Raw genomic sequence first — 23218 nt, 5'->3', positions numbered from 1 at the left:
GTCAGGGCTCGGCCTTGCGCGGCTGGCTCAGCTTGGCGTCGTGCAGGATGGGGTGGCCCAGCAGGGTGTTCACCTCCTCCACCGCGTCGGGCGTGCCGACATGGAACCAGACGCCGTCGTGGCGCATGCCGTAGAGGCGCCCCGCCTCCTCCGCCTGTTGCCAGAGCCTGAGGTTGGAGAAACGGTTCTCGGTGATGGCGTGGTACAGCTCAGGCTTCACGATGTGGACGCCGGCGAAGACGAAGGGCGCCAGTTCGCCCTCGGCGCGATAGCGCAGGCGGCCGTCGGCTTCCATGTGGTAATCGCCGGGGCCGTCATAGCCGACGGCGGCCACCGTCGGCATCATCAGCAGCAGCACGTCCATGACCGCCGGGTCCCAGGTGGCGGCCAGCCGCTTCAGCGCCGGGATGGGCCCGTCCAGCCACAGGATGTCGGCGTTGACGACGAAGATGGGGTCGGCGCCCAGGTGGGGCAGGGCGTGGCGCACGCCGCCGCCCGTCTCCAGCAGGTCCGCCTCGGGCGACAGGGTGATGGCGGGGCTGGACCGGCCGGCCAGATGGCTTTCGATCATGGCGCCCAGGTGATGGGTGTTCACCACCGCGCGTTCCACGCCGCTTTCGGCCAGCCGGTTCAGGGCGTGGTCCAGCAGCGGGGCGCCGCCCACCTCCACCAGCGGCTTGGGCCGCGTCAGGGTCAGCGGGCGCATGCGCAGGCCCAGGCCGGCGGCCAGCACCATGGCGGTGTGGGGGACGGAGGCGGTGGGGGCGGGGTTGGCAACGGCGGCGGCAGAGGCGGACATCGCGTCAGAAACTCCGGACGATGGTATCGGCGTCAAGGTTAGCGGGCAGGTGGCGTTCCACCCAGTGGGCAATCGGCAACAAGGCGGGGTGGCGGATGGCGCCGGTGAACTGGCCCCACACCCGGGGCAGGAAGGACAGCTGCGGCGCGCCGGTGGTGGCCTGGATCAGTTGCGCCACCCGGCCCAGGATGCGGGCGTGGCGCACGGCGCCTAGGATGGCGGCGGACGCCCTGAAGGCCCCCTGGTGGATGCCCGGGAAGGCTGCCAGGTAGCGCAGGGTCATGGCCTGGCGCAACTCCTCCGGCACGTCGCGCCGCGCATCCTCCAGCAACGACACCAGATCGTAGGCGCGGGGGCCGATGCCGCCATCCTGGAAATCCAGCAGGCCGCAGGCCGCCACGCCGGCGCGGCCCTTCAGGCGCATGAGGTTGCCAGGGTGGTAGTCGCGCAGCAGCAGGGTGGGCGGCAGGGACAGGGCGGCGGGCAGCACCCCCTCCCACGCCTCGGCCAGCTCGTCCCAGGCGCCGGCCGGCAAGACACGGCCGCGCACCACGGGCGCGAAGGCATCGGCGAACAGCATGACCTGGTCACGGAACAGGCCGACGTCATAGCGCGACAGGTCGGGGGCGGAGGCCGGCACGAAACGCTGGTGCAGGGTGACCAGCACGTCGGTCGCCACCTCGTACAGCGGCTGCCACGGCTCTTCCCCGCTGTCCAACAGGCGGGCGTAGTCGTCGCCGCCGAAATCCTCGATCAGCAACAGGCCCTGCGGCTCATCCCCCGCCAGGATGAGGGGGGCCGACAGGGCGCAGTCGCGCAGCAGGCCGGCGATCTGGACGAAGGGCGGCACCTGGCTGGCCGCCACCTCGTCCCGGCAATCCATCAGGATGGCGGTGGCGCCGTTAAGGGTTAGGCGCTCATAGCGGCGGGCCGACCAGTCGGCGCCCATGGGCTGGCGCCGGGCGGCACCCCAGCCGGCCTGGTCCAGGAAGCGGCGGATGACGGTCTCACGGGGCGGCGTGTCGAGTCTCATGGCTCGGAAGCTTTCCCAGTCTCAGCGGCCCCAATCTCGGAGGCCCAATCAGGGGTATCCAGGCGGCGGGCCCAGGCGCCGTGAGCCGTCAGGGTGGCGCGCCGGCTTTCGGGCCCGGTGATGGCAAGGTCCAGGTCAAGCCGGTTGGCGGGCAGCAGCGGGCCCAAGCGCACCGGCCACTCCACCAGCGCCACGCCCTCATGAATAACCTCCTCCCACCCCAGTTCCAGCACCTCATCCGGTTCCGTCAGGCGGTAGAGGTCGAAATGCCACAGGGGGAAGCCGGGCAGGTCATAGGTCTGCACCAGGGTGAAGGTGGGGCTGGGCACCTCTTCCTCGGCATCGCCCAGGCTACGGATCAGGTGGCGGGCGAAGGCGGACTTGCCCGCCCCCAGGTCACCCGACAGGGCCACCACGTCGCCCGGCCGCAACAGGCGGCCCAGCCGCGCCGCCAGGTCGGCCGTCGCCCGCTCATCAGCCAGATCCAATGTCAGCGCGTGGGGCATGGGGCTCCTGAGGGTGGGATGGCGGGGGCCGACGGCGGATACTGCGGCGGCGTAGGTTACCGGAGCAAGCATCCAGGCGGGACGCACCCCGCAAACTGGGCCCCGCAAACTGGGCAGTTGATTAGCGCATCAATTCGCGTGATGAAAGCAACCCGAACCGCCGACCGGCCGTGCGTACCCCTTTGGACACGCCCTTCGCCGCCGGTCCCCGCGTGCCGTGCGCCCAAGTACCGTGCCAGGAGTAGACCAGACCCATGTCCAGCCAGCTTGAGACCATCGCCCCCGGCGGCGTCCACCGCACCGACGTCTGCATCATCGGCGCCGGCCCCGTGGGCCTGTTCGCCATCTTCGAATGCGGCATGCTGAAGCTGGACTGCCACGTGGTCGACGCGTTGGACATGGTGGGCGGCCAGTGTACCGCCCTCTATCCCGAAAAGCCCATCTACGACATCCCGGGCTATCCGCAGGTGGAGGCCGCCACCCTGATCGACCGCTTGGCCGAACAGGCCGCCCCCTTCAAGCCCAACTACCATCTGGGCCAGCAGGTCACAACCCTGACCCCGGGCCAGGATGGCCGCTGGCTGGTGGGCACCGACAAGGGCACCACCATCGACTGCCGCGCCGTGCTGGTCGCCGCCGGCTGCGGCGCCTTCGGCCCCAACAAGCCGCCGTTGGACGGCCTGGGCGAGTATGAGGGCAAGTCGGTGCACTATCTGGTGCGCCGCCGCCAGGATTTCGCGGGCAAGCGCGTGGTCATCGCCGGCGGCGGCGACAGCGCCGTGGATTGGGCCATCTCGCTGTCCGAGGTGGCGGGGCGGGTCATGGTGGTGCACCGCCGGGCCAAGTTCCGCGCGGCACCCGAAAGCGCCGCCCGCCTGGACCAGCTGGCCAAGGACGGCGTCATTGACATGGTCGTGCCCTACCAGCTGGCAGGCCTTGAGGGGGAAAACGGCCGGCTGAGCGGCGTGAAGGTCGCGACGCTGGAGGGGGAGGAGAAGACCCTGCCCGCCGACGCCCTGCTGGCCTTCTTCGGCCTGGCCATGGACCTGGGCCCCATCGCCAGCTGGGGCCTGAACGTGGAACACCACCATGTGGCGGTGAACCCGGCCACCATGGCCACCAACGTGCCGGGCGTCTACGCCATTGGCGACATTGCCACCTACCCCGGCAAGGTGAAGCTGATCCTGTGCGGCTTCGCCGAGGCCGCCATGGCCGTGCACGCCATCCACCCGCTGGTCCACCCGGGCGAGGCGCTGCACTTCGAGTATTCCACCAGCCGGGGTGTTCCCGGCAGTTAAGTGTTCCCTCAAACGCCGGGCGCGGGCGTCCGCCCGCTTGGCTCATCCTCAGTTTCCAGTCCGCTACGCTCCCCGAAAACTTCCGACGGCCGCAGTCGCGGCCTGGTCGCTTCGCTTCAATTGGTGCGAAGGGAAAGGTTGTCAGCGGCTCTCCTCGCGCACGATCAGGCGGTCGATGGCGTCCGACAGGGGGGGCAGGTGTTCCAGCACGCTGTTCCACAGCACGCGGGTGGCCACCCGGCGGTCGGGGGGATGCAACAATTGGCCCATGGCCGCGATCTGGCGCCAGGGGATGTCCGGCTCCGCCGCCTTCACGTCGGGTGGCAATTGCCGGACGGCGGCCGACACCATCTCCAGTGATCGTTCCACCGCGCGTTGCAGGCCCCAGCTTTCGGCGAACTCCGGATAGGCGGTGCCGGCGGTGATGCCGCTGATCCCATCCAGGATTTCACGCAGGTCGCCCAGGCGCAGAATGACGCTCCGCCGCATCATCAGAACACGCGCAAGGCGTCGGCCTCGATCCCCGGGCGCAACTGGGGGTGTAGGCCGTCGCGGGTGGTGACTTCGGATTGCCGGCCCAGGATGGCGCGCACCTTGTCCTGGATGTCCGCCAGTTCGATCAGGCTGAAGCGCGGGTTGTCGCTGTCCAGGAACAGGTCCACACCGCCTTCGCGCTCCGGCGCCGCCGGCCCACCCACCAGGAACAGATGCGCCACGCCGGCCCGGTGCAGTTCGGCCTCATGGGCCCGCAGCTTGCTGACCGCCTGTTCCTGATTCATCGCCGCCTCTTCAGCCGTTCTTGAGGGAAGCTAACATCTCCCGCCGCAGAATGGCATTGATACGGGACTGGTAGCCCTTGCCCTGGGACCGCAGCCAGGCCAGTACGTCGGAATCGATCCGTAAGGTGGTGGAAGTCTTGGTCGGCTTGTAGAAGCGGCCACGCACGGCGTTCTTCCAGAACTCATCTGTCGTCTGGGGGATGTCGCTGTAGTCGATTTCGCTCTCGGGCCGTTCGGCCAAGGCCTTCAACTGGGCTTTTTCCTCCTCGCTCAAACGTGGGGGATTGGCCAAGTCGATGGTCACGCTAACGAGTTTCTTGTTCATAGCGTCGCCTTTCCTGTCGATCGGCCCGGCGGGCCGAAATAATGCGGATGATTTCCAACTCCTCGCCGTTTTCATCCAATTCCCAGATGGTGTGGGCCACCATGAGCAGCATGAATCCCTCCGCGATGCCGAGGGTTTGCCAACGCTCCTCGCCATCTTCGAAACGGTCTTGAGTGGTAAGCGCGAATGGGTCCGCAAAAGCGACGATGGCGGCCCCAAAGGTGACGCCGTGCTTGCGGACGTTACTGGCCGCCTTATCCGGATCCCATACGAAGCGCTTCTTCATATGAAAGTGTTACTACAAATCCGTAGATACGGAAAGGCACCTCACTCCTCCCGCAGCAGCGGGGCGGCCGGTTGGCTGAGCGCCCGCCAGGTGGCGACCAATCCTAAGGCCAATGTGATGGCCGTGCTCAGCAGGGCGGTCAGCACCAGGGTCTGGGGCAGGAACACCCACTTCATGTTCATGACCTTGGTCAGCACCGCCCAGGCGGTCAGGGTGCCCAGCGCGCCGGAGATGACGGCCGTCACCAAGCCCAGCGCGCCGTATTCGATAAGGAAGGTGCGCAGGATGGTGGCGCGCACGGCCCCCAGCACCTTCAGCACCACGGCGTCATAGACGCGGCGGCGGTGGCCGGCGGCGATGGCGCCGGCCAGCACCAGGGTGCCGGCCACCAGGGTCACGGCCGCCACCACCCGCACCGCCATGCCGATGTTGACGATGATGGTGGACACGGTGGCCAGCGCCTCCTTCACCCGGATGGCGGTGATGTTGGGGAAGGCCCGGATGACGGCGCGCTGGATGGCGGCCTCGGCCTCCGCCGGAGCGCGCACGGTGGCCAGGTGCGTCTGGGGCGCGTGCTCCAGCACGCCGGGGCTCATCACCAGGGTGAAGTTGATGCCCAGGGTGGTGAAGTCCAGGTCGCGCACCACCGCCACCTCCGCCTCGATCTCGCGGCCCAGGACGGACAGGGTCATGTGGGCGCCGGGGCCGATGCCGAAGGCCTGCGCCACGTCCTTGGAGATGGCCAGCTTGGGCGGCCCGCTGTAGTCCGCCGGCCACCAGGCGCCGGCCACCACCTTGTCGCCGGCGGGGGCGGTGGCCTGATAGGTCACGCCGCGGTCGCCGTTCACCACCCACTTCTTGTCGGGATCGTGCACCTGCTCCTGCGCCGGCTTGCCCTCCACCCGCACGATGGTGCCGCGCAAGCTGGGCGTGGTTTCCAGATCGTGCGCGCCGGGAACGGCCATGACCGTCCGGCGGAACTGGTCCAGCTGGTCGGGCTGGATGTCGACGAAGAAGAAGCTGGGGGCGTTGGCCGGCAGGCTCTCCCCCACCTCGCGGCGGAAGTTGCCCTCGATCAGGGCCACGGCCACCAGCACGGTAAGGCCCAGGCCCAGCGACAGCACCACCATGCCCGACAAATTGCCCGGCCGGTGCAGGTTGGTCAGCGCCAGGCGCAGGGACGGTCGCCGGGGGCGCGGCAGCAGGCGGGCGAGCCGGGTGATGCCGGTGCCTGCACCCAGGAACAGCAGCAGGGTGGCCGCCGCCCCGATGACGAAGAAGGCCGCCAGCTTCTGATCGACGGAGGTCAGCACGGCCAGGCTGCCCAGGGCCGCCGCCAGCCAGGCCAGGGCCGCCAGCACCAGGGCCGGCGGCCGGCCCCGGCGCCCGGCCGATCCCTCGCGGAACAGCCGCGCCGCCGGCACCCCCTGCGCCTGACCCAGCGGCCAGAGGGAGAAGACCAGCGCGGTGGTGAGGCCGAACAGGGCGGCCAGGGCCAGACGGCCGGGATAGACGCCGATCTCCGCCGTGATGGGCAGCAGGCCCGCCAGCGCGCGCCCCGCCGCCAGCGGCAGCACGGCGCCCAGCACCAGGCCGGCGGCGATGCCCAGCCCGGCCAGCGCCAGGATCTGCATCAGATAGACCTGGAAGATCAGGCGGGCGGGCGCGCCCAGGCATTTCAGGGTGGCGATGGAATGGACGCTGGCGTCCATGTGGCTGCGCACGGCGTTGCCCACGCCCACACCGCCCACCAACAGGGCCGTCAGGCCCACCAGGGTCAGGAACTGGGCCAGCCGGTCGATGAAGCGGGTCAGCTGCGGGGCGGCGTTGTGGAAGTCGCGTACCCGCCAGCCGGCGTCGGGGAAGGTCTGGTCCACGGTCTTGGCCCAGGCGGCGGCGTCCCTGCCCTCCGGCAGGCGCAACTGGTAGGACCAGTTGACCAGGCTGCCCGGCCGGATCAGCCCGGTGGCCGGCAGGGCGTCCATCGCGATCATCAGACGGGGCCCCAGCGCGATGCTGCCCGATCCCGCCTTGTCCGGCTCATGGTCGATGATGCCGCGCACCTCCACCGTCGCGTTGCCAACGACGAGATTGTCACCGATTTTCAGCGACAGGCGGGTGGCCAGGGTGTCGTCGACGAAGGCGCCGTAGACGCCGCCGTGCGCCGCCAGGCGCCCCTGCACGTCGCTGCCGCCATCCGTCAATGTCAGCCGGCCATAGAGGGGGTAGCGGCCGTCCACCGCCTTCAGCTCCACCAGGCCGCTGGCGCCCAGGCCGGTTTCTCCGCCGGTGGTATCGGCCGCCTTGCGCGCCATGGCCCGCATGTCGGCCGTGACGGCCACGGTGCCCTGGCCCTCCAGCCACCGGCGCTGCTCCGCCGTCGCCTCGCGGTAGAGGACGCGGACTGATGCGTCGCCGCCCAGGATGGCACGGCCGTCCTGGGTCAGGGACCGCTGGATGCCGCCTGCCACCGACTGCACGGCGGCGATGGCGCCCACGCCCAGGACCAGACACAAGAGGAAAATGCGGAAGCCGCGGATGCCGCCGCGCAGTTCGCGCCGCGCCAGCCGGGCCGCCAGCTTGAGTTCGGTGAGGCTGACCATGGCGACCTCAATCCGCGAGCGCTGCGCGCGCCGCGGCGGTATCCTCCACCACCCGGCCGTCGGCCAGGCGGATGGTGCGGTCGCAGCGGGCGGCCAGGCCGGGGTCGTGCGTCACCAGGATCAGGGTGGTGCCGTGGCGGCGCGCCTGGTCGAACATCAGGCGGATGATCTGCTCCCCCGTCTCCTGGTCCAGGTTGCCGGTGGGTTCATCCGCCAGGATCAGGCGGGGCCGGGGGGCGAAGGCGCGGGCCAACGCCACGCGCTGCTGTTCGCCGCCCGACAGCTGGCCGGGATAATGGTCCAATCGGTGGGACAGGCCCACGGCCGCCAAGCCGTCGCGGGCGCGGTCGAAGGCGTCGGCCTCGCCCGCCAGTTCCATGGGCAAGGCCACGTTTTCCAGCGCCGTCATCGCCGCCATGAGGTGGAAGGATTGGAAAACGATCCCCACATGATCGCGGCGGAAGCGGGCCAGCGCGTCCTCCGACAGACTGTTCAGTGTCTGGTCCGCCACCGTGACCGTGCCGCCGGTGGGCCGTTCCAGCCCGCCGATGACCATCATCAGTGACGATTTTCCCGACCCGCTGGGCCCGACGATGCTGATCCGTTCCCCCGCCTGGATCGAAAGGTCGATGCCTTTCAGGATGTTGACGCGCCCGGCGGCGCTTTCCAATGTCAGGGTCAGGCCGTTCAATTCCAGGGCGGGCTGGACAGGGGGCATGGGCGCGTGGCTTTCGGGCTGAAGGTCTCCAGCCGATATGGCCCGGGCCCCTTTTATTTCAACAGGAATACCGGCAATGCGACTTTCCTTTCTAATGGCCTCGCTGTTGGCCCTGGGCCTGGTGACGGGCACCGCCCAGGCCCGGCCGCTGAAGGTGGCGGTGCTGGGTGACAGTCTGTCGGCCGGTTACAACCTGCCGCCCGGCCAGGGGCTGACGCGCCAGCTGGAGGCGGCGCTGCGCCAGGACGGCTTCGATGTCACGGTGGGCGACACCGCCGTCTCCGGCCAGACCTCGGCCGGTGGCTTGGCCGGCCTGGACTGGATGCTGGGCGACAAGCCGGACCTGGTGGTGGTGGAACTGGGCGCCAACGACATGCTGCGCGGCATCGATCCCAAATCCACCCGCGCCAACCTGGACAAGATCCTGTCCACCCTGAAGGACCGGCACGTCCCCGCCATCCTGGCCGGCATGAAGGCCCAGCCCAACCTCGGCGCCGACTACGTCGCCGCCTTCGACAAGATCTATCCGGACCTGGCCAAGCAGTACGCGCTGCCCTTCTATCCCTTCATCCTGGACGGCGTGGCGCTGGACCCGAAGCTGACCATCGCCGACCGCATGCATCCCAACGGCGACGGCGTGGCCATCATGGTCCGGGGGCTGAAGCCCCTGGTCGCCAAGGCGCTGACGACGCTGAACGGTGGCGCGGCGTCGGGCAAATAGGGGGGTTCACAGCGTCGCCGGGGCTATTCCCCGCAGCTGACCTCGCGTAGACAGGCGTTAACCTTTTCCCGTCTTTCAAGGACACCCCCCATGGAACACCGCCGTCTCGGCCGTACCGACATCACCGTCAGCGCCATCTGCCTGGGCACGATGACCTGGGGCCGCCAGAATACCGAGGCGGAAGGCCATGCGCAGATGGACTACGCCTTCGACCGGGGCGTCACCTTCTTCGATACGGCAGAGATGTATGCCGTGCCGCCCACGGCCGATACCTATGGCAAGACCGAGGAGATCATCGGCACCTGGCTCCAGGCCACCGGCCGGCGTACCCAGGTCTTCCTGGCCAGCAAGGTCAGCGGCCCTGGCCCCATGCCCTGGGTGCGCGGCGGCCAGCACCGGCTGGACCGCGCCAACATCCATGCCGCCGTGGACGCCAGCCTGCGGCGCCTGCGCACCGATTACATCGACCTCTACCAGGTGCATTGGCCGCAGCGGCCCTTGGCCCTGTTCGGCCGGGGCGCGCCGGAAGGGCTGTACAGCGACGGCGGCGTGCCCATCGAGGAGACGCTGGCGGCGATGGGTGAGCTGGTGACGGCCGGCAAGGTCCGGCACATCGGCGTGTCGAACGAGACGGCGTGGGGCGTCATGGCCTATCTGCGCGCGGCGGAACGGCAGGGACTGCCGCGCATCGCCAGCATCCAGAACGTCTACAACCTGCTGTCCCGCGTCTTCGATACCGACCTGGCGGAGGTGGCGGTGCGCGAGCAGGTAGGACTGCTGGGCTATTCGCCCCTGGCCGGCGGCACCTTGAGCGGCAAGTACCTGAACGGCGCCATGCCGGCGGGCTCGCGCCGCGCCATCGACACCCGCGGGTCCCGCTACGGCGGGCCGCTGGTCGACCCCATCGTGGCGCGCTACCTGGACATTGCCCGCCGCCACGGCCTGAATCCGACGCAGATGGCGATATCCTTCGCCCTGCGCCAGCCCTTCATGACCGCCGTCATCATCGGCGCCACCAGCATGGCCAACCTTGAAAGCAACATCGCCGCGGCCGACGTTACATTGAGCGACGCGGTGATCGACGAGATCGAAGCCGTGCACCAGTCCAACCCCTCCCCCTGCCCCTGAGGGCCGGCCGGACGGGGGACCTTGAAGGTACAGCGTCATGATCCGCCTGTTCGTGGGCCTGGAAATGCCGGAAGCGGTGCGGGATGCCCTGTCCCGCCTTACCGGTGGCCTGCCGGGGGCCCGCTGGGTGCCGCCGGAAAACTATCACCTGACCCTGCGCTTCATCGGCGAGGTGGATGAGGGCGTGGCCCAGGACATCGATGAGGCCTTGGACCTGGTGGTGGCGCCCGCCTTCACCCTGGCGCTCGATGGGCTGGGCCAGTTCGGCAAGGGGGAGAAGTCGCGCGTGCTGTGGGCCGGCTTGCGCCCCGAACCGGCGCTGGACCATCTGCAGGCCAAGGTGGAGAGCGCGATGGTGCGGGCTGGGCTGGCCGCCGAGACGCGCAAGTTCAGCCCGCACGTCACCCTGGCCACCCTAGGGCGCGAGACGCCGGCGGCCCGCGTCGGCCGGCTGATGGAGCAACACGGCCTGTTCCAGGCGGGGCCGTTCCCGGTCGACCGCTTCATCCTTTATGAAAGCGTGCTGGGCCGGCAGGGCAGCACCTACCATGCGCTGCGGGGCTATCCGCTGGGCGGCTGGCGGCCGGTGGAAGAGGCCCCCTGACGCGCAGGCCCCCTCGCGCATAATTGCGCATGCGCCCGGGGTACGGATGCCGTATCTCCTCTAAAATCCCCTCGATAGCCGGAGTCGAGCCCCGCCATGATCCAGCCTGCCCGCCGCACCTTCGTCGCCCTGGATACGCCTGAGCCCAAGGCGGCCCGCGCCCTGGCCCAACGGCTGGCTGGCCATGTCGGCGGCGTAAAGCTGGGGCTGGAGTTCTTCTGCGCCGCCGGGCCGGACGGCATCCGCGCCGTGACCGAGGGCCTGGACATGCCGCTGTTCCTGGACCTGAAGCTGCACGACATCCCCAACACAGTGGCGGGCGCCATCCGCTCCGTCATGCCCCTGGCGCCGGCCTTCATCACCCTGCACACCCTGGGCGGGGCGGCGATGATGCGGGCGGCGGTGGACGCGGCTGCCGACGCGGCGGCCCAGATGGGCGTGCCCCGGCCCAAGCTGCTGGGCGTCACGGTGCTGACCAGCATGAGCCTGCTGGACCTGGCCTCGGTGGGTGTGGACCGGCCGGTGGCCGACCAGGTGGCCCTGCTGGCGGATCTGGCCCATGTCGCCGGCATGGACGGCGTCGTCTGCTCTCCCAACGAATGCGCAGTGCTGCGCCGGCAGCTGGGGCCCGACTTCACCCTGATGGTGCCGGGCATCCGCCCCGTGTGGGCCTCGGCCAACGACCAGAAGCGCATCATGACCCCGGCCGCCGCCGTGACGGCAGGCGCCACCTACCTGGTCATCGGCCGCCCCATCACCGACGCCCAGGACCCCGTCCAGGCCGCGCAGCGCATCGTCACCGAGCTGGCGGCCTGAGAATTTAGCGCATTGCTCTTGGGCCCCGACTGGGGCCGCCGGAAGTTTCCGGGGAGCGAAGCGGACTGGAACCTGAGGACTAGACAAGCGGCCGCAGGGCCGCGCCGGCGTTTGAGGAGCACGCACCATGCCCGTCAAGGCGAAGATCTGCGGGATCAATCATCCCGAGGCCTTGAGGGCGGCCGTGGACGGTGGCGCCCGCTACATCGGCCTGGTGTTCTTCGCCAAGTCGCCGCGCAACGTCTCGCTGCCCCTGGCGGCGGAACTGGCGCGCATGGTGCCCACGGGCGTGCGCACCGTCGGCCTGTTCGTCGATCCCACGGATGAGTTCCTGGACCAAGCCCTGGCCCAGGTGCCGTTGGACCTGATCCAGCTGCATGGGGAGGAGACGCCGGAACGGGTGGCCGCCATCCGTGCCGCCACCCGCCTGCCGGTGATGAAGGCGCTGAAGGTGGAGACCGCTGCCGACCTGGACGCAGCCTCGGCCTATGAGCCGGTGGCCGACATCCTGCTGTTCGACGCCAAGCCGCCGAAAGGCGCGGTGCTGCCCGGTGGCAACGGCGTCGCCTTCGATTGGACCCTGCTGACCGGCCGGCAGTGGGCCAAGCCCTGGATGCTGTCGGGCGGCCTGGCCCCCGACACGGTGGCCGAGGCCATCCGCGTCAGCGGGGCCGAGGCGGTGGACGTATCCTCGGGCGTGGAGGATAGGCCGGGCCACAAGGACCCGGCCCTCATCCGCGCCTTTTTGAAGGCTGTTCGGGTTATTTAGTAAGTCTATATTAATGCATTGATATGAAAGGGGGCTCTGGATCAGATATGTCTAAGGTAGTTAACCAAAGTGAGTCTTAATGGCAACATTGGCTAGCTAAAAGCAGCGTTGGTGGGAATTAGTTTGCTAGTGGCTTTCGTTCATGATTCAACACCCTGGCCTGATTCTAGGCGAGCGAAAATTTTAGGAGGCGACCTATGACTCGGTTCGTTTCAAAGTCGGACGCCGATTTTCAGGAAATGTTTTCCGCATTCGGGATTGAGGCAGTTAGCCCTGTTTACAATGGGGGCAATTTTGCGCAACCTATGGGTGCCAAGGTCGTAGATTTGGTTGGTTCGGCGCATTCGCTAGCATGGAATAATAGGGGAAGCGTGGATGGCGAGCTGGAACGAAATTCTCGATGAGATTGAACGGTACCGTCGGACACATTTCGTTCCCCCAGAAGTTGCTATCGATTACGTTAGGCGCCGCTATTTGCGGCGCCTTTTTAATTACACCAAAAGAAATATAATAACTTACTATTCTGCTTTTCAAACAAAGCCAGGTATATTTGGGCTTGGTATAGAAGATGGTGATAAGAATGGCCTGATGATGGCTGTTCATAAGATGGATAGAACTCTCGGGCTTGACTTATTTTTGCATACACCCGGCGGAGAAGCTTACGCTACAGAAAGTATTGTTAATTATCTTAGGCAAATGTTTGGAACAGATATACGTGCAATTGTTCCGCTACAGGCGATGTCTGCTGGAACGATGATAGCTTGCGCCTGCAAGATTATTGTTCTTGGTAAGCAATCGGCTTTAGGTCCTATAGACCCGCAGCTCCAAAATGTGCCCGCTCATGGAGTTATTAACGAATTCCAGACGGCATATCAGGAGATAAGCGCTGATGTTAATAAGTTACATGTATGGCGGCCCATAATAGAAAAATATCACCCTACATTTCTCAGTCAGTGTCAGAACGCAATTAAATGGTCAGAGGAGTTTGCCAGAAAGGCACTGATTACTGGAATGTTTAATGGCGAAGAAGATGGACCTTCTATCGCAAACTCAATTATATCTTCATTGACGAATTATACAGAAAATGGAAATCACAATCGACATATACACGTCGACGCGTGTGTGGAGATGGGTCTGAAAATATATAGACTCGAGGATGACCAAATATTCCAAGACCTAGTTTTATCTGTTCATCATTCCTACATGGTTACGGTCCAAAACACTCCTGCGGTTAAGATGATAGAAAATCATAGGGGGCATCTGTATTCCTTGGGCGTTAGAAATTAGCGCACGACCAGCCATGCTTGTCCGCTTACTCAGAGAAGAATGTCGCTGCCCGGTATCCATTCCAATTGGGCTACCCGTTTAGAACGGGTACCGGGCATGTGACTCGGCTTTAGAACCGATCCAGTTCCATGGTCTTGCTCCAGGCCGCCACGAAGTCCTTCACGAACTTCTCCTTCGCATCGTCGCTGGCGTAGACCTCCGCCACCGCGCGCAGCTCCGCGTTCGATCCGAAGATCAGGTCGACGGGGCTGGCGGTCCACTTCAGGGCGCCGCTGGCCCGGTCATAGCCCTCAAAGACGCCCTGGGTCTTGGTGGACGGCGTCCATTTGGTGCCCATGTCCAGCAGATTCACGAAGAACTCGTTGTTCAGCGTGCCCGGATGGGTGGTCAGCACACCGGTCTTGGACTGCCCCTCATTGGCGTTCAGGGCGCGCAGGCCGCCCACCAGCACCGTCATCTCCGGCACCGTCAGGGTCAGGGTGTTGGCCTTGTCCACCAGCGCCTCAGCGGGCGACAGGCGGTTGTGGGGACCGTAGTAGTTGCGGAAGCCGTCGGCCGCCGGTTCCAGGTAGGCGAAGGAGGCGACGTCGGTCTGCGCCTGGGTGGCGTCGGTGCGGCCGGGCTTGAACGGTACCTCGACGGTGTAGCCCGCCTGCTTGGCCGCCTGCTCGATGCCCACGCCGCCGCCCAGCACGATCAGGTCGGCCAGCGATACCTTCTTGCCGCCCTTTGCGGCGCGGTTGAAGTCGGCCTGGATGCCTTCCAGCTTGGCCAGCACCTTCTTCAGCTCCGCCGGATCGTTGACGGCCCAGTCCTTTTCCGGCGCCAGGCGGATGCGGGCGCCGTTCGCGCCGCCGCGCATGTCGGTGCCGCGGAAGCTGGCGGCCGAGGCCCAGGCGGTGCGCACCAGTTCCGGCACGGTCAGGCCAGACGCCAGGATTTTGCCCTTCAGCTGCGCCACGTCCTGGCTGTCGATCATGGCGTAGTCGGCGGCCGGGATGGGGTCCTGCCAGCTGAACACCTCCTTCGGCACCTCGTTGCCCAGGTAGCGGGCGCGCGGGCCCATGTCGCGGTGGGTCAGCTTGAACCAGGCACGGGCGAAGGCGGCGGCGAACTCCTCCGGGTTCTTCTGGAACCGCAGGGCGATGGCGCGGAAGCCCGGGTCCATTTTCAGCGACAGGTCGGTCGTGAACATCATGGGCGGGTGGCGCTTGTTCGGGTCGTGCGCGTCGGGCACCAATTCGCCGGCGCCCTTGTCCTTGGGCTCCCACTGGATGGCGCCCGCCGGGCTCTTGGTCTGCACCCAGTCGAAGCCGAACAAATTGTCCAGGTACTGGGTGGTGAAGGCGATGGGGTTGGCGGACCAGGCGCCCTCCAGCCCGCTGCTGACGGTGTCGGCGCCGTTGCCGGTGCCGCACTTGTTCTCCCAGCCCAGGCCCTGCTTCTCGATGCCGGCGCCCGCCGGGTCGCTGCCCAGGCACTTGGCCTCATGCGCGCCGTGGGCCTTGCCGAAGGTGTGGCCGCCGGCGATCAGGGCCACCGTCTCCTCGTCATCCATGGCCATGCGGCCGAAGGCCTGGCGGATGTCCTTGGCGGCGGCGATGGGGTCGGGGTTGCCGTTGGGGCCCTCCGGATTCACGTAGATCAGCCCCATCTGGGTTGCGGCCAGGGGGCCCTTCAGCTGGTGCTGGCCATCGAAGCGCTGGTCGTCCAGCCACTTCTTCTCGGGCCCCCAGAACACCAAGTCGGGTTCCCATTCATCGACGCGGCCGCCGGCGAAGCCCAGGGTCTTGAAGCCCATGTTCTCCAGCGCGACGTTGCCGGCCAGCACCATCAGGTCGCCCCAGGACAGCTTGCGCCCGTACTTCTGCTTGATGGGCCACAGCAGGCGGCGCGCCTTGTCCAGGTTGACGTTGTCCGGCCAGCTGTTCAGCGGCTCGAACCGCTGCTCCCCGCCGCCGGAGCCGCCGCGCCCGTCACCCACGCGATAGGTGCCGGCGCTGTGCCAGGCCATGCGGATGAAGAAGGGACCATAGTTGCCGTAGTCCGCCGGCCACCAGGCCTGGGGCGTGGTCAGGACCTTGTCGATGTCCTTCTTCACCGCCTGCAGATCCAGGCTTTTGAACTCCGCCGCGTAATCGAACTTATCGCCATAGGGATTGGATGCGGCCTCATTCTGGCGCAGCGGGCTGAGGTCCAGCCGGTTGGGCCACCAGTCCTGGTTGGACATCGGCTTGTCCCCTTGGGGCCTGTCCATTTGAGGCTTGTCCTGGGCGTGGGCGGCGCAGGCCAGGGCCAGCGGTGAGACGGCCGCCGACAGCAGTAGGGCGAAGGAAAGGGCGCGCGTGTGCATCGAAGTCTCCCTTGTGGGAAAGTCTGAACTCGGATGCATCTGCAGCTAACATGCTAAAAAACACGGAACAAACTAATTGATTCTATAATTCTTATAGGGAAAATCTATAAATGAAATAAAAATGAAAAATGCCGCTAATGGATAAGCGGCATAATTATTGCCACATGGCGGGCCTGATGTATTAATAGTTTGTGCGGTGCGGCAATGTAGCGGCGTTTGACCTGCCCACCTAGTGCCGTGCCTCGCGAATCGCTTGCGCTAGGCGCTGGTAGGTGGTGCTAAGGGCGGCACCGTTGCGCCAAGCCAGCACGATGCGGCGCTTGGCTTCCGGATCCGGCAGGGTGCGGGTGGTCACGTGCAGGCCATGCAGCAGGCCGGCCTGTACCGCCATTTCCGGCAGCAAGGTGACGCCCAGCCGGTTGTCCACCAGATGCACCAGGGTCTGCAGCGTGGCGGCGGACATGGCCTGGCGTTGCAGGTCGGCGCGGCCGCAGAGCGCCAGGGCATGGTCGCGCAGGCAGTGCCCGTCCGGCAGCAGCAGTAGGCGCTCCGTCCAGTCGGCCTCCTGCAGCGTGGCGTGGCCACCCACCGGGTCCTCCATATGGAAGGCCAGCATCAGCGGGTCATCGAACAGGAAATCATAGTCCAGCGCCGTGCAGGGATAGGGCAGGGCCAGGATGGCGCAGTCCAACTCCCCATGGCTGAGTGCCGCACACAGGTTGGCGCTGAACTCCTCCCGCACATGCAGTTCCAGCAGGGGATAGCCGCTGGCGAACCTGGGCAGCAGGCGGGGCAGCAGATAGGGGCCCACCGTCGGGATGATGCCTAGCCGCAGCATACCGGCCAGCGGCCCCTCGCCATGTCCTATATTGCCCAGGTCCTGCGCCACGCGCAGCATCTCGCGCGCCTTTTCCACCACCTGCTCGCCCACGGCGGTGAAGGCCACCATGCGGCGCGTGCGTTCCACGAGGTGCAGGCGCAGCAGGGACTCCAGTTCCTGGATGCCGGAGGACAGGGCGGCCTGGGTGACGTTGCACGCCGCGGCCGCCCGGCTGAAATTCCGGTGCTCATGCAGGTGCACGAGATAGCGGAGTTGCTTGAGGCTGGGCAGGGTCATTGGTGGCGTCTTCAAGGGGACGGTGACCGCGCCATCCTAGTCCCAAAGCATCATGATTGGAATTATTCTAATTAAAAAATCAGAGAAGAGAGGTTTGCCTGGACGCGCGATCAGCACCAAGCCCCGCCAGCCAAGGGTCAGGATCGCCTGGGCCTTGCGGATAAAGATGATCGGAGTGGTCGCCTGGGGCGACGCTTGGACGAGGGCCGGGGAAAGCTAAATCAGCACGTCCAGGAACATGCCCCGGCGATAGCGCGCGGGCAGGGTCAGGATGCCATTGACCATCAGGCTGGCCAGCTCACGCGCCGAGGGCCAGCGGTTGCCGGGCTTGGCCTTCTGCACGGCGCGCGTGGGCGCCGGCGGCGGCACCAGGATGGAGTGCCGGTCCGAACCGTCGGGAATCAGCCCGCCGAGGCGGGAGGTGGTGGGGCGGGTCTCGACCATGGCACGATCATATAGCCGGCGGGGGCCTAGGGCCAAGGGGCCTTATGGGCAGCCCCTCAAACCTCACAAATAATCTTGCACGATGTCGACGCTGGTCTCCACGCCCACCTTGTCGAAATTGGCGGCCAGCCAGCTGTCGGCCGTCTCCCGTCCCTTGGTGAACAGGTACTGCAGGAATTCCGGCTCGGCGTTCAGCTTGCTGCTGGCGTGCATGTCGGCCAGGGCCTCATCATTCTCGATGACGTGCATGCGCAGGGCCTTGTACTGGTCCGATGTCAGGTCGCCGGAGTCGATGAGGCGGGAGACGAAGCGGATGGACCGCATCTCGCGCATCAGCGAGGCGTTGAAGGTGATCTCGTTCACCCGGTCGGCGATCTCGAATGGCGTCTTGGGCACGCCCTTGCGCACCAGCGGGTTGATCTGCACGACGATGATGTCGTGGCTTTCGTTCTCATACGCGATGGGCCACAGCGACGGGTTGCCCATGAAGCCGCCGTCCCAATAATACTCCCCCTTGATCTCCACCGCCTGGAACATCTGGGGCAGGCAGGCCGAGGCCAGCACGGCGTCCACGGTGATGTCGCGGTTGCGGAAGATCTTGACCTTGCCCGTCTCCACATTGGTGGCGGACAGGTAGAGGTCGATGCCGGCGGCGAAGCGCACCTGGTCGAAATCGATCAGGTCTTCCAGGATGCGGCGCAGCGGGTTGATGCCCAGCGGATTGCTCTGATAGGGCGAGACCAGCATGTTCATGATGTTGAACCAGGCGTAGCCCGGGCTGTCGTCCACCCGCCAGCTGCCGCGCAGGCGTGACAACAGGCTGCGCTGCAGCGGCGACCCGCGCCCGGCCTCACCCACCTTGGTCCAGAAGGTGCGCAGCGCTTGGCGGGCGCCTTCACGCCCGTCCTTGCCGTAGCCGTCGGCCATGACCACGGCGTTCATGGCGCCGGCGCTGGTGCCGGAGATGGCCTCCACTTCCAGCCGGCCATCCTCCAGCAGACGATCCAGCACGCCCCAGGTGAAGGCGCCGTGCGACCCACCGCCCTGCAGGCCCAGGTTGACCCGTTTGTGTGGTTGGCCGTTGCGCCCCTTCGCCTTGGGGGCGGCGGTCTCGTTGGAACCGGGCGGATTTTGGGGAGGCGTGCTGTCGGGCATCGGGGGACCTTGTCGCTGGGTTGATCCATGATGCGGCGCAACCGAACGGCGGCCGGAACGCGAAGACACCCCTGGGTGGCGGGCCTTGCGGCGTCCCGGGGCGTCAATGATATGGGGCCGCACCCCGCTGGTCCAAGAGCGGCGATTCGCGCCGCGCCCGGCCGTTTGCGCGGAAGGCCGGCCCGACCTCGGCACTCTATCGTGGTCCGCCGCCACGCGTCGTTACAAATCTCCCCACCGAATGTTGCGCCGCCAAACCAATATGCCGGCCCGACTTTGCGCCCGCCGGCCGCTTCTGCTAAAACCGACGGCGCGAACGGTATCCCATATCCGCCTTCGGGGGTTGGCGAAGGGGCCGCGACGGCTGGGATCGCAGCGGGGTCGGGAAGGGAAGGCGGGGGCGATGGTAAGGGCAGGCGGGTCCGGGGGAGCCGCGCATAAGCGTCATGCCATTGACAGGGGGGACCATCGGTCGCACCTTCCCTCGACCATGATCCGCGTCCATGCCACTTGCGTCAGTGTTGGCGGTGCCGGTGTCCTCCTGCGGGGGCCGTCGGGGTCGGGCAAATCCGATTTGGCCCTGCGCCTGGTGGATGCGGGCGCCCTGCTGGTGGCTGACGATCAGGTGGATCTTGCCGCCGACCCCACGCGCACCCTGCTGACCGCCACCGCGCCCGAGCGCCTGGCCGGCCTGATCGAGGTGCGTGGCCTGGGCATCCTGCCCGCCCCCGTCACCCCGTCGGCCTTCGTGCGCCTGGTGGTCGATCTGGTCGACCGCGATGCCGTTCCCCGCCTGCCGGATCCCGCCGCCGTGACCCTGGCCGGCGTGCCCGTGCCCCGCGTGGCGCTGTGGCCCTTCGCCGCCTCCGCCCCTGCCGCCCTGCGACTGGCTCTGGCCACCTTGGTCGCGGGGGCGCCCTTGGTCCCAGCCGCCTTCGACGAGGTGGCCGCATGAGTGAGCTTCCCATGACCCGGCCGCCCGTGGTGGTGGTCACCGGCCTGTCCGGCGCCGGTCTTTCCACCGCGCTGAAGGCGCTGGAGGATCTGGGTTACGAGGCGGTGGACAACCTGCGCCTGTCGCTGCTGACCCATCTGGTGGAACAGGCCAGCGACCGGCCGCTGGCCATCGGCATCGACAGCCGCACCCGCGATTTCTCCGCCGACGCCGTGGGTGCAGAACTGGACCGGTTGCGCAAGGCCACGGGCCGGACCGTCAGCCTGCTGTTCATGGAGGCGTCGGACGAGGCGCTGCAGCGGCGCTACACCGAAACCCGCCGGCCCCATCCCCTGGCCACCGACCGGCCCGTACCTGACGGCATCGCCCGGGAACGCGGCCTGCTGTGGTCCTTGCGTGACAACGCCGACGTGGTGGTCGACACGACCCAGCTTTCCATCCACGATGTCCGTCGTTTGCTGGGCGGGCATTTCCGGTTGGACACGGCGCCGTCGTTGCATGTCTTCGTGACCAGCTTCTCGTTCCGCCACGGCGTCCCGCGCGAGGCCGACCTGGTGTTCGACGTCCGTTTCCTCGACAATCCCCACTGGGTTCCCGATCTCCGGCCCCTGACCGGCAACGATCCGCCCGTGGGCGCCTTCATCGAGAAGGATGGCGACTTCGCCGCCTTCTTCGACAACCTCACCCGCTTGCTGGCCCCCCTGCTGCCCCGCTACCTGAACGAGGGCAAGCGCTATCTCACCATCGCCGTGGGGTGCACCGGGGGCCGCCATCGTTCCGTCTTTGTCGCCAACCGGCTGGCGGCATGGTTGCAAACCCAGGGCTCCCGGGTGGGCGTCGCCCACCGGGAATTGGACCGGTCCGGCGTGTCCCCGGAGCCCGCGCATGTCGTCAATAGGGAGACCCGATGATCGGTATGGTCCTCGTGACCCACGGCCGCCTGGCCGAGGAGTTCATACTGGCCCTCCAGCATGTGGTGGGGGAACAGGCACAAGTGCGCGCGGTCTGCATCGGGCCGGAAGATGACATGGAGCAGCGGCGGGAAGACATCCTGGCCAAGGTCGCGGAGTGCGACACCGGCGACGGTGTGGTGGTCCTGACCGACATGTTCGGCGGCACGCCGTCCAACCTGGCCATCAGCACCATGGACCGCGCCAAGGTCGAGGTCATCGCCGGCGTGAACCTGCCCCTGCTGATCAAGCTGGCCTCGGTGCGCAAGACCGAGTCGCTGGAAAGCGCGGTCCAGGCCGCGCGCGAGGCGGGGCGCAAGTACATCAACGTCGCCTCTTCCCTGCTGGCGGATAACTGAGCCATGACGGGCGGGGGGGAAGGAAACGCGGGCGCATTCGGCCCGCCGCGCACGGCGCTCATCCAGAACCGGCGCGGCCTGCACGCGCGGGCGGCGGCCAAGTTCGTGAAGCTGGCGGCGGAGTTCGATGCCGAGGTGGAGGTGGAGCGGGGCGACACCCAGGTCAACGGCCAGTCCATCATGGGCCTGATGATGCTGGCGGCCGCCATCGGCACCTCCATCACGTTGCGGGCGCGGGGGCCGCAGGGGGAACAGGCGCTGGACGCCCTGGTCGCCCTGGTCGACCGCAAGTTCGATGAGGACTGAACGGCAAATGGCCGATCGCGCATCTGGCCGGGGCCGCACGATGAAGGCGGCGGCCGATCGTCTGCTGCGGGGCGTGGGGGTTTCCTCCGGTATCGCCATCGGGCCGGCGCATGTGGTGGACGCCAGCGCCCTGCTGGCGCCGGAATACGCCATTCCCGAGGCTGAACTGGAGGCGGAGGTCCAGCGCTTCGCCACCGCCGCCGACAAGGCGCGCCGTCAGGTGCGCAAGCTGAAGACCAAGGCCTCGGGCCTGCCGGACAGCGCCGCGGAGGAGATCGGCTTCCTGCTGGACGCCCATTTCGCCATGCTGTCGGGCTCCCGCCTCATGCGCGGCGTGGAAAAACGCATCCGTCAGGACAAGGTGAACGCCGAGGCCGCGGTCCAGGCGGAAATCACCAGTATCGCGCAGAGCTTCGCCGATATGGAGGACGCCTACCTGGCGGCCCGTATCGCCGATGTGCGCGAGGTGGGCCAGCGGCTGCTGCGCAACCTGATGCAGCACAAGTACCAGGCCTTCTCCTTCCTGCCGGAGGGCTGCATCGTCCTGGCGGAGGATTTGAGCCCCGCCGACACCGCCCTGATGGACCCACGCCGCATCGCCGGCTTCGCCACCATGCTGGGCGGGCCGGAGGGCCACACCGCCATCATGGCGCGGTCCCTCAGCCTGCCGGCCGTGCTGGGCACCCTGGGCCTGCTGCAGGGCGTGCAGAACGGTGACACGGTGGTGGTGGACGGCATCGCCGGCCAGGTTTGTGTCAATCCCAGCCCGGACGTGCTGGACGGTTATCGGCGCCGCCGGGCCGAGCTGCTGGCCGAACGGGCGCAGCTGAAAAGCCTGCGCAAGCTGCCGGCCATCACCCGCGACGGCACCTCCGTCACCCTGAACGCCAACCTGGAACTGCCGCGTGAGCTGGACGGCGCCATCGAGGTGGGGGCGTCGGGCGTCGGGCTGCTGCGCACCGAGTTCCTGTTCATGAACCGCGAGGATCTGCCGGACGAGGATGAGCAGACGGAGATCCTGACCCGCATCGTCACCAGCATGGACGGCAAGCCGGTGACGGCCCGCACCCTGGACATCGGCGGGGAGAAGATCGCCACCGCCCTGCGGGGGTATTTCAGCGAGCCCACCAACCCCGCCCTGGGCCTGCGCGCCATCCGCCTGTCGCTGAAGGAACCCAAGCTGCTGGAAACCCAGCTGGCCGCCATGTTGCGCGCCGGCGCGCACGGCAACCTGCGCATCCTGCTGCCCATGATCAGCTCGGTGGCGGAGGTGCGGCGCGTGCGCGAGATCATGGCCACGGTGGTGCGCCGCCTGCGTCGCCGGGGGGTGAAGATCGCCCACCCCCTGCCCAAGCTGGGCATCATGATCGAGATACCGGGCGCCGCCTTGTCGGCCGACGGCCTGGCGCCCTTCTGCGACTTCTTCGCCATCGGCACCAACGACCTGATCCAATACACACTGGCCATCGACCGGGGCGACGAGCAGGTGGCCGACCTCTACGACCCGCTGCACCCGGCCGTGCTGCGCCTGGTGCAGTTCACCACCGAGGCGGCGCTGCGCGCCCGCATTCCCGTGTCCATTTGCGGGGAGATGGCGGGCGACCCGCGCTACACCGCCCTGCTGCTGGGCCTGGGCATCCGCGAGCTGTCCATGGCGCCCAATAACCTGCCCCTGGTGAAGCGCCGCCTGCGCGGGCTGGACCTGATCGAGGCCACCCGCCGCGCCCGCACCATCATGGACCAGACCGACCGGGGCCGCATCGCCGCCCTGCTGGACGATTTCAACGACGCTGCCGCTTGACGGCAGCATGCCGTCAAGCGGCTTAGGCCACGACCGTGGCCGCCGCAGCATTCCGGGGAACGCAGTGGACTGGAATGCGAGGAAGCCAAGCGGCCGGATGGCCGCG

Annotated in this window: 25 protein-coding genes; 12 read left to right on the top strand and 13 right to left on the bottom strand. The window is 67.3% G+C overall.

Annotated elements, in window-relative coordinates; genetic code table 11:
• Position 1: 1 nt before the first annotated feature.
• The 3 genes from Y958_RS13375 to tsaE are packed head-to-tail and all read right to left on the bottom strand — an operon-like array spanning position 2 to position 2338.
• Positions 2-799, bottom strand: a complete 798-nt coding sequence (locus Y958_RS13375; RefSeq protein ID WP_088872357.1) for a nucleotidyltransferase family protein — start codon at positions 797-799, stop codon at positions 2-4.
• A gap of 4 nt (positions 800-803) precedes the next feature.
• Positions 804-1832 carry an aminoglycoside phosphotransferase family protein gene (locus Y958_RS13370; RefSeq protein ID WP_088872356.1) on the bottom strand — a complete coding sequence of 343 codons (1029 nt, stop codon included), beginning with the start codon at positions 1830-1832 and terminating at the stop codon, positions 804-806.
• Positions 1829-2338 carry a tRNA (adenosine(37)-N6)-threonylcarbamoyltransferase complex ATPase subunit type 1 TsaE gene (gene tsaE, locus Y958_RS13365; protein ID WP_088872355.1) on the bottom strand — a complete coding sequence of 170 codons (510 nt, stop codon included), beginning with the start codon at positions 2336-2338 and terminating at the stop codon, positions 1829-1831. Before tsaE ends, Y958_RS13370 begins: the two co-directional genes overlap by 4 nt.
• 254 nt (positions 2339-2592) lie before the next feature.
• Between tsaE and Y958_RS13360 the strand changes: the two genes are divergently transcribed.
• Positions 2593-3636: an NAD(P)/FAD-dependent oxidoreductase gene (locus Y958_RS13360; RefSeq protein WP_088872354.1), complete on the top strand. Its 1044-nt coding sequence runs from the start codon at positions 2593-2595 to the stop codon at positions 3634-3636.
• 141 nt (positions 3637-3777) lie between these two features.
• Here the strand turns inward: Y958_RS13360 and Y958_RS13355 are convergent, their stop codons facing one another.
• The 6 genes from Y958_RS13355 to Y958_RS13330 are packed head-to-tail and all read right to left on the bottom strand — an operon-like array spanning position 3778 to position 8347.
• Positions 3778-4128: a HepT-like ribonuclease domain-containing protein gene (locus tag Y958_RS13355; RefSeq protein ID WP_050898739.1), complete on the bottom strand. Its 351-nt coding sequence runs from the start codon at positions 4126-4128 to the stop codon at positions 3778-3780.
• Positions 4128-4415: a nucleotidyltransferase family protein gene (locus tag Y958_RS13350; RefSeq protein ID WP_040850312.1), complete on the bottom strand. Its 288-nt coding sequence runs from the start codon at positions 4413-4415 to the stop codon at positions 4128-4130. The genes Y958_RS13355 and Y958_RS13350 overlap by 1 nt, the downstream gene beginning before the upstream one ends.
• Positions 4416-4425: 10 nt before the next feature.
• The gene (locus Y958_RS13345) at positions 4426-4740 is read right to left on the bottom strand and encodes a BrnA antitoxin family protein (RefSeq protein WP_088872353.1); all 315 of its coding nucleotides are present in this window, start codon (positions 4738-4740) and stop codon (positions 4426-4428) included.
• On the bottom strand, positions 4721-5026 hold the full coding sequence (locus Y958_RS13340; RefSeq protein WP_088872352.1) for a BrnT family toxin: 306 nt from the start codon (positions 5024-5026) through the stop codon (positions 4721-4723). Before Y958_RS13340 ends, Y958_RS13345 begins: the two co-directional genes overlap by 20 nt.
• A 41-nt stretch (positions 5027-5067) precedes the next feature.
• Positions 5068-7629, bottom strand: a complete 2562-nt coding sequence (locus Y958_RS13335; RefSeq protein WP_088872351.1) for an ABC transporter permease — start codon at positions 7627-7629, stop codon at positions 5068-5070.
• 7 nt (positions 7630-7636) lie between these two features.
• The gene (locus Y958_RS13330) at positions 7637-8347 is read right to left on the bottom strand and encodes an ABC transporter ATP-binding protein (RefSeq protein WP_088872350.1); all 711 of its coding nucleotides are present in this window, start codon (positions 8345-8347) and stop codon (positions 7637-7639) included.
• A gap of 76 nt (positions 8348-8423) precedes the next feature.
• Between Y958_RS13330 and Y958_RS13325 the strand changes: the two genes are divergently transcribed.
• The 6 genes from Y958_RS13325 to Y958_RS13300 all read left to right on the top strand — a co-directional run bounded on the left by Y958_RS13325 (position 8424) and on the right by Y958_RS13300 (position 13672).
• A complete protein-coding gene (locus Y958_RS13325; RefSeq protein ID WP_186291193.1) occupies positions 8424-9068 on the top strand; it encodes an arylesterase in 645 nt (214 codons plus the stop codon).
• Between the two features lie 90 nt (positions 9069-9158).
• Positions 9159-10196, top strand: a complete 1038-nt coding sequence (locus Y958_RS13320) for an aldo/keto reductase (RefSeq protein ID WP_088872348.1) — start codon at positions 9159-9161, stop codon at positions 10194-10196.
• A gap of 37 nt (positions 10197-10233) precedes the next feature.
• A complete protein-coding gene (thpR, locus tag Y958_RS13315; RefSeq protein ID WP_088872347.1) occupies positions 10234-10800 on the top strand; it encodes an RNA 2',3'-cyclic phosphodiesterase in 567 nt (188 codons plus the stop codon).
• A gap of 96 nt (positions 10801-10896) precedes the next feature.
• Positions 10897-11616: an orotidine-5'-phosphate decarboxylase gene (gene pyrF, locus Y958_RS13310; RefSeq protein WP_088872346.1), complete on the top strand. Its 720-nt coding sequence runs from the start codon at positions 10897-10899 to the stop codon at positions 11614-11616.
• Between the two features lie 127 nt (positions 11617-11743).
• Positions 11744-12385 (top strand): phosphoribosylanthranilate isomerase, encoded by a 642-nt coding sequence (locus Y958_RS13305; RefSeq protein WP_088872345.1) that lies wholly within the window; start codon positions 11744-11746, stop codon positions 12383-12385.
• A gap of 375 nt (positions 12386-12760) precedes the next feature.
• Entirely contained in the window at positions 12761-13672 is a 912-nt protein-coding gene (locus tag Y958_RS13300; protein ID WP_088872344.1) for an SDH family Clp fold serine proteinase, read from the top strand.
• A 109-nt stretch (positions 13673-13781) separates the two neighbouring features.
• Here Y958_RS13300 and katG read toward each other — a convergent pair whose 3' ends face one another.
• From katG to Y958_RS13280, 4 genes are all read right to left on the bottom strand, one after another.
• Positions 13782-16025 (bottom strand): catalase/peroxidase HPI, encoded by a 2244-nt coding sequence (gene katG, locus Y958_RS13295; protein WP_088872343.1) that lies wholly within the window; start codon positions 16023-16025, stop codon positions 13782-13784.
• A gap of 229 nt (positions 16026-16254) precedes the next feature.
• A complete protein-coding gene (locus Y958_RS13290) occupies positions 16255-17142 on the bottom strand; it encodes a hydrogen peroxide-inducible genes activator (RefSeq protein WP_088872342.1) in 888 nt (295 codons plus the stop codon).
• 216 nt (positions 17143-17358) lie between these two features.
• Positions 17359-17586 (bottom strand): hypothetical protein, encoded by a 228-nt coding sequence (locus tag Y958_RS13285; RefSeq protein WP_088872341.1) that lies wholly within the window; start codon positions 17584-17586, stop codon positions 17359-17361.
• A gap of 63 nt (positions 17587-17649) precedes the next feature.
• Positions 17650-18741 (bottom strand): patatin-like phospholipase family protein, encoded by a 1092-nt coding sequence (locus Y958_RS13280; RefSeq protein WP_088872340.1) that lies wholly within the window; start codon positions 18739-18741, stop codon positions 17650-17652.
• Positions 18742-19231: 490 nt separating this feature from the next.
• On the opposite strand from Y958_RS13280, the gene Y958_RS13275 reads away from it, so the two are divergent.
• From Y958_RS13275 to ptsP, 5 genes are read left to right on the top strand one after another with little or no spacing between them, the layout of a single operon-like run.
• A complete protein-coding gene (locus Y958_RS13275; protein ID WP_088872339.1) occupies positions 19232-19696 on the top strand; it encodes an HPr kinase/phosphorylase in 465 nt (154 codons plus the stop codon).
• The gene (rapZ, locus tag Y958_RS13270; RefSeq protein ID WP_088872338.1) at positions 19693-20607 is read left to right on the top strand and encodes an RNase adapter RapZ; all 915 of its coding nucleotides are present in this window, start codon (positions 19693-19695) and stop codon (positions 20605-20607) included. Before Y958_RS13275 ends, rapZ begins: the two co-directional genes overlap by 4 nt.
• Complete coding sequence (locus tag Y958_RS13265) at positions 20604-21005, top strand: PTS sugar transporter subunit IIA (RefSeq protein WP_088872337.1); 402 nt, start codon at positions 20604-20606, stop codon at positions 21003-21005. Before rapZ ends, Y958_RS13265 begins: the two co-directional genes overlap by 4 nt.
• Positions 21006-21008: 3 nt before the next feature.
• Complete coding sequence (locus Y958_RS13260; RefSeq protein WP_050897987.1) at positions 21009-21311, top strand: HPr family phosphocarrier protein; 303 nt, start codon at positions 21009-21011, stop codon at positions 21309-21311.
• Between the two features lie 7 nt (positions 21312-21318).
• Entirely contained in the window at positions 21319-23112 is a 1794-nt protein-coding gene (ptsP, locus tag Y958_RS13255; RefSeq protein ID WP_244410759.1) for a phosphoenolpyruvate--protein phosphotransferase, read from the top strand.
• The last annotated feature ends 106 nt before the right edge of the window (positions 23113-23218 follow it).

This window comes from Nitrospirillum viridazoti CBAmc (assembly GCF_000730165.1).
GTDB classification, from domain to species: Bacteria; Pseudomonadota; Alphaproteobacteria; order Azospirillales; family Azospirillaceae; genus Nitrospirillum; species Nitrospirillum viridazoti.
The sequence above is the reverse complement of the archived record's forward strand: the minus strand, read 5'-3'. Positions and strand labels throughout refer to the sequence as shown.

Bases quoted from the DNA above. Each gene is read 5' to 3' on its own strand.
- Y958_RS13375 (WP_088872357.1), bottom strand. From the start codon at position 799: ATGTCCGCCTCTGCCGCCGCCGTTGCCAACCCCGCCCCCACCGCCTCC.
- Y958_RS13370 (WP_088872356.1), bottom strand. From the start codon at position 1,832: ATGAGACTCGACACGCCGCCCCGTGAGACCGTCATCCGCCGCTTCCTG.
- tsaE (WP_088872355.1), bottom strand. From the start codon at position 2,338: ATGCCCCACGCGCTGACATTGGATCTGGCTGATGAGCGGGCGACGGCC.
- Y958_RS13360 (WP_088872354.1), top strand. From the start codon at position 2,593: ATGTCCAGCCAGCTTGAGACCATCGCCCCCGGCGGCGTCCACCGCACC.
- Y958_RS13355 (WP_050898739.1), bottom strand. From the start codon at position 4,128: ATGATGCGGCGGAGCGTCATTCTGCGCCTGGGCGACCTGCGTGAAATC.
- Y958_RS13350 (WP_040850312.1), bottom strand. From the start codon at position 4,415: ATGAATCAGGAACAGGCGGTCAGCAAGCTGCGGGCCCATGAGGCCGAA.
- Y958_RS13345 (WP_088872353.1), bottom strand. From the start codon at position 4,740: ATGAACAAGAAACTCGTTAGCGTGACCATCGACTTGGCCAATCCCCCA.
- Y958_RS13340 (WP_088872352.1), bottom strand. From the start codon at position 5,026: ATGAAGAAGCGCTTCGTATGGGATCCGGATAAGGCGGCCAGTAACGTC.
- Y958_RS13335 (WP_088872351.1), bottom strand. From the start codon at position 7,629: ATGGTCAGCCTCACCGAACTCAAGCTGGCGGCCCGGCTGGCGCGGCGC.
- Y958_RS13330 (WP_088872350.1), bottom strand. From the start codon at position 8,347: ATGCCCCCTGTCCAGCCCGCCCTGGAATTGAACGGCCTGACCCTGACA.
- Y958_RS13325 (WP_186291193.1), top strand. From the start codon at position 8,424: ATGCGACTTTCCTTTCTAATGGCCTCGCTGTTGGCCCTGGGCCTGGTG.
- Y958_RS13320 (WP_088872348.1), top strand. From the start codon at position 9,159: ATGGAACACCGCCGTCTCGGCCGTACCGACATCACCGTCAGCGCCATC.
- thpR (WP_088872347.1), top strand. From the start codon at position 10,234: ATGATCCGCCTGTTCGTGGGCCTGGAAATGCCGGAAGCGGTGCGGGAT.
- pyrF (WP_088872346.1), top strand. From the start codon at position 10,897: ATGATCCAGCCTGCCCGCCGCACCTTCGTCGCCCTGGATACGCCTGAG.
- Y958_RS13305 (WP_088872345.1), top strand. From the start codon at position 11,744: ATGCCCGTCAAGGCGAAGATCTGCGGGATCAATCATCCCGAGGCCTTG.
- Y958_RS13300 (WP_088872344.1), top strand. From the start codon at position 12,761: ATGGCGAGCTGGAACGAAATTCTCGATGAGATTGAACGGTACCGTCGG.
- katG (WP_088872343.1), bottom strand. From the start codon at position 16,025: ATGCACACGCGCGCCCTTTCCTTCGCCCTACTGCTGTCGGCGGCCGTC.
- Y958_RS13290 (WP_088872342.1), bottom strand. From the start codon at position 17,142: ATGACCCTGCCCAGCCTCAAGCAACTCCGCTATCTCGTGCACCTGCAT.
- Y958_RS13285 (WP_088872341.1), bottom strand. From the start codon at position 17,586: ATGGTCGAGACCCGCCCCACCACCTCCCGCCTCGGCGGGCTGATTCCC.
- Y958_RS13280 (WP_088872340.1), bottom strand. From the start codon at position 18,741: ATGCCCGACAGCACGCCTCCCCAAAATCCGCCCGGTTCCAACGAGACC.
- Y958_RS13275 (WP_088872339.1), top strand. From the start codon at position 19,232: ATGATCCGCGTCCATGCCACTTGCGTCAGTGTTGGCGGTGCCGGTGTC.
- rapZ (WP_088872338.1), top strand. From the start codon at position 19,693: ATGAGTGAGCTTCCCATGACCCGGCCGCCCGTGGTGGTGGTCACCGGC.
- Y958_RS13265 (WP_088872337.1), top strand. From the start codon at position 20,604: ATGATCGGTATGGTCCTCGTGACCCACGGCCGCCTGGCCGAGGAGTTC.
- Y958_RS13260 (WP_050897987.1), top strand. From the start codon at position 21,009: ATGACGGGCGGGGGGGAAGGAAACGCGGGCGCATTCGGCCCGCCGCGC.
- ptsP (WP_244410759.1), top strand. From the start codon at position 21,319: ATGGCCGATCGCGCATCTGGCCGGGGCCGCACGATGAAGGCGGCGGCC.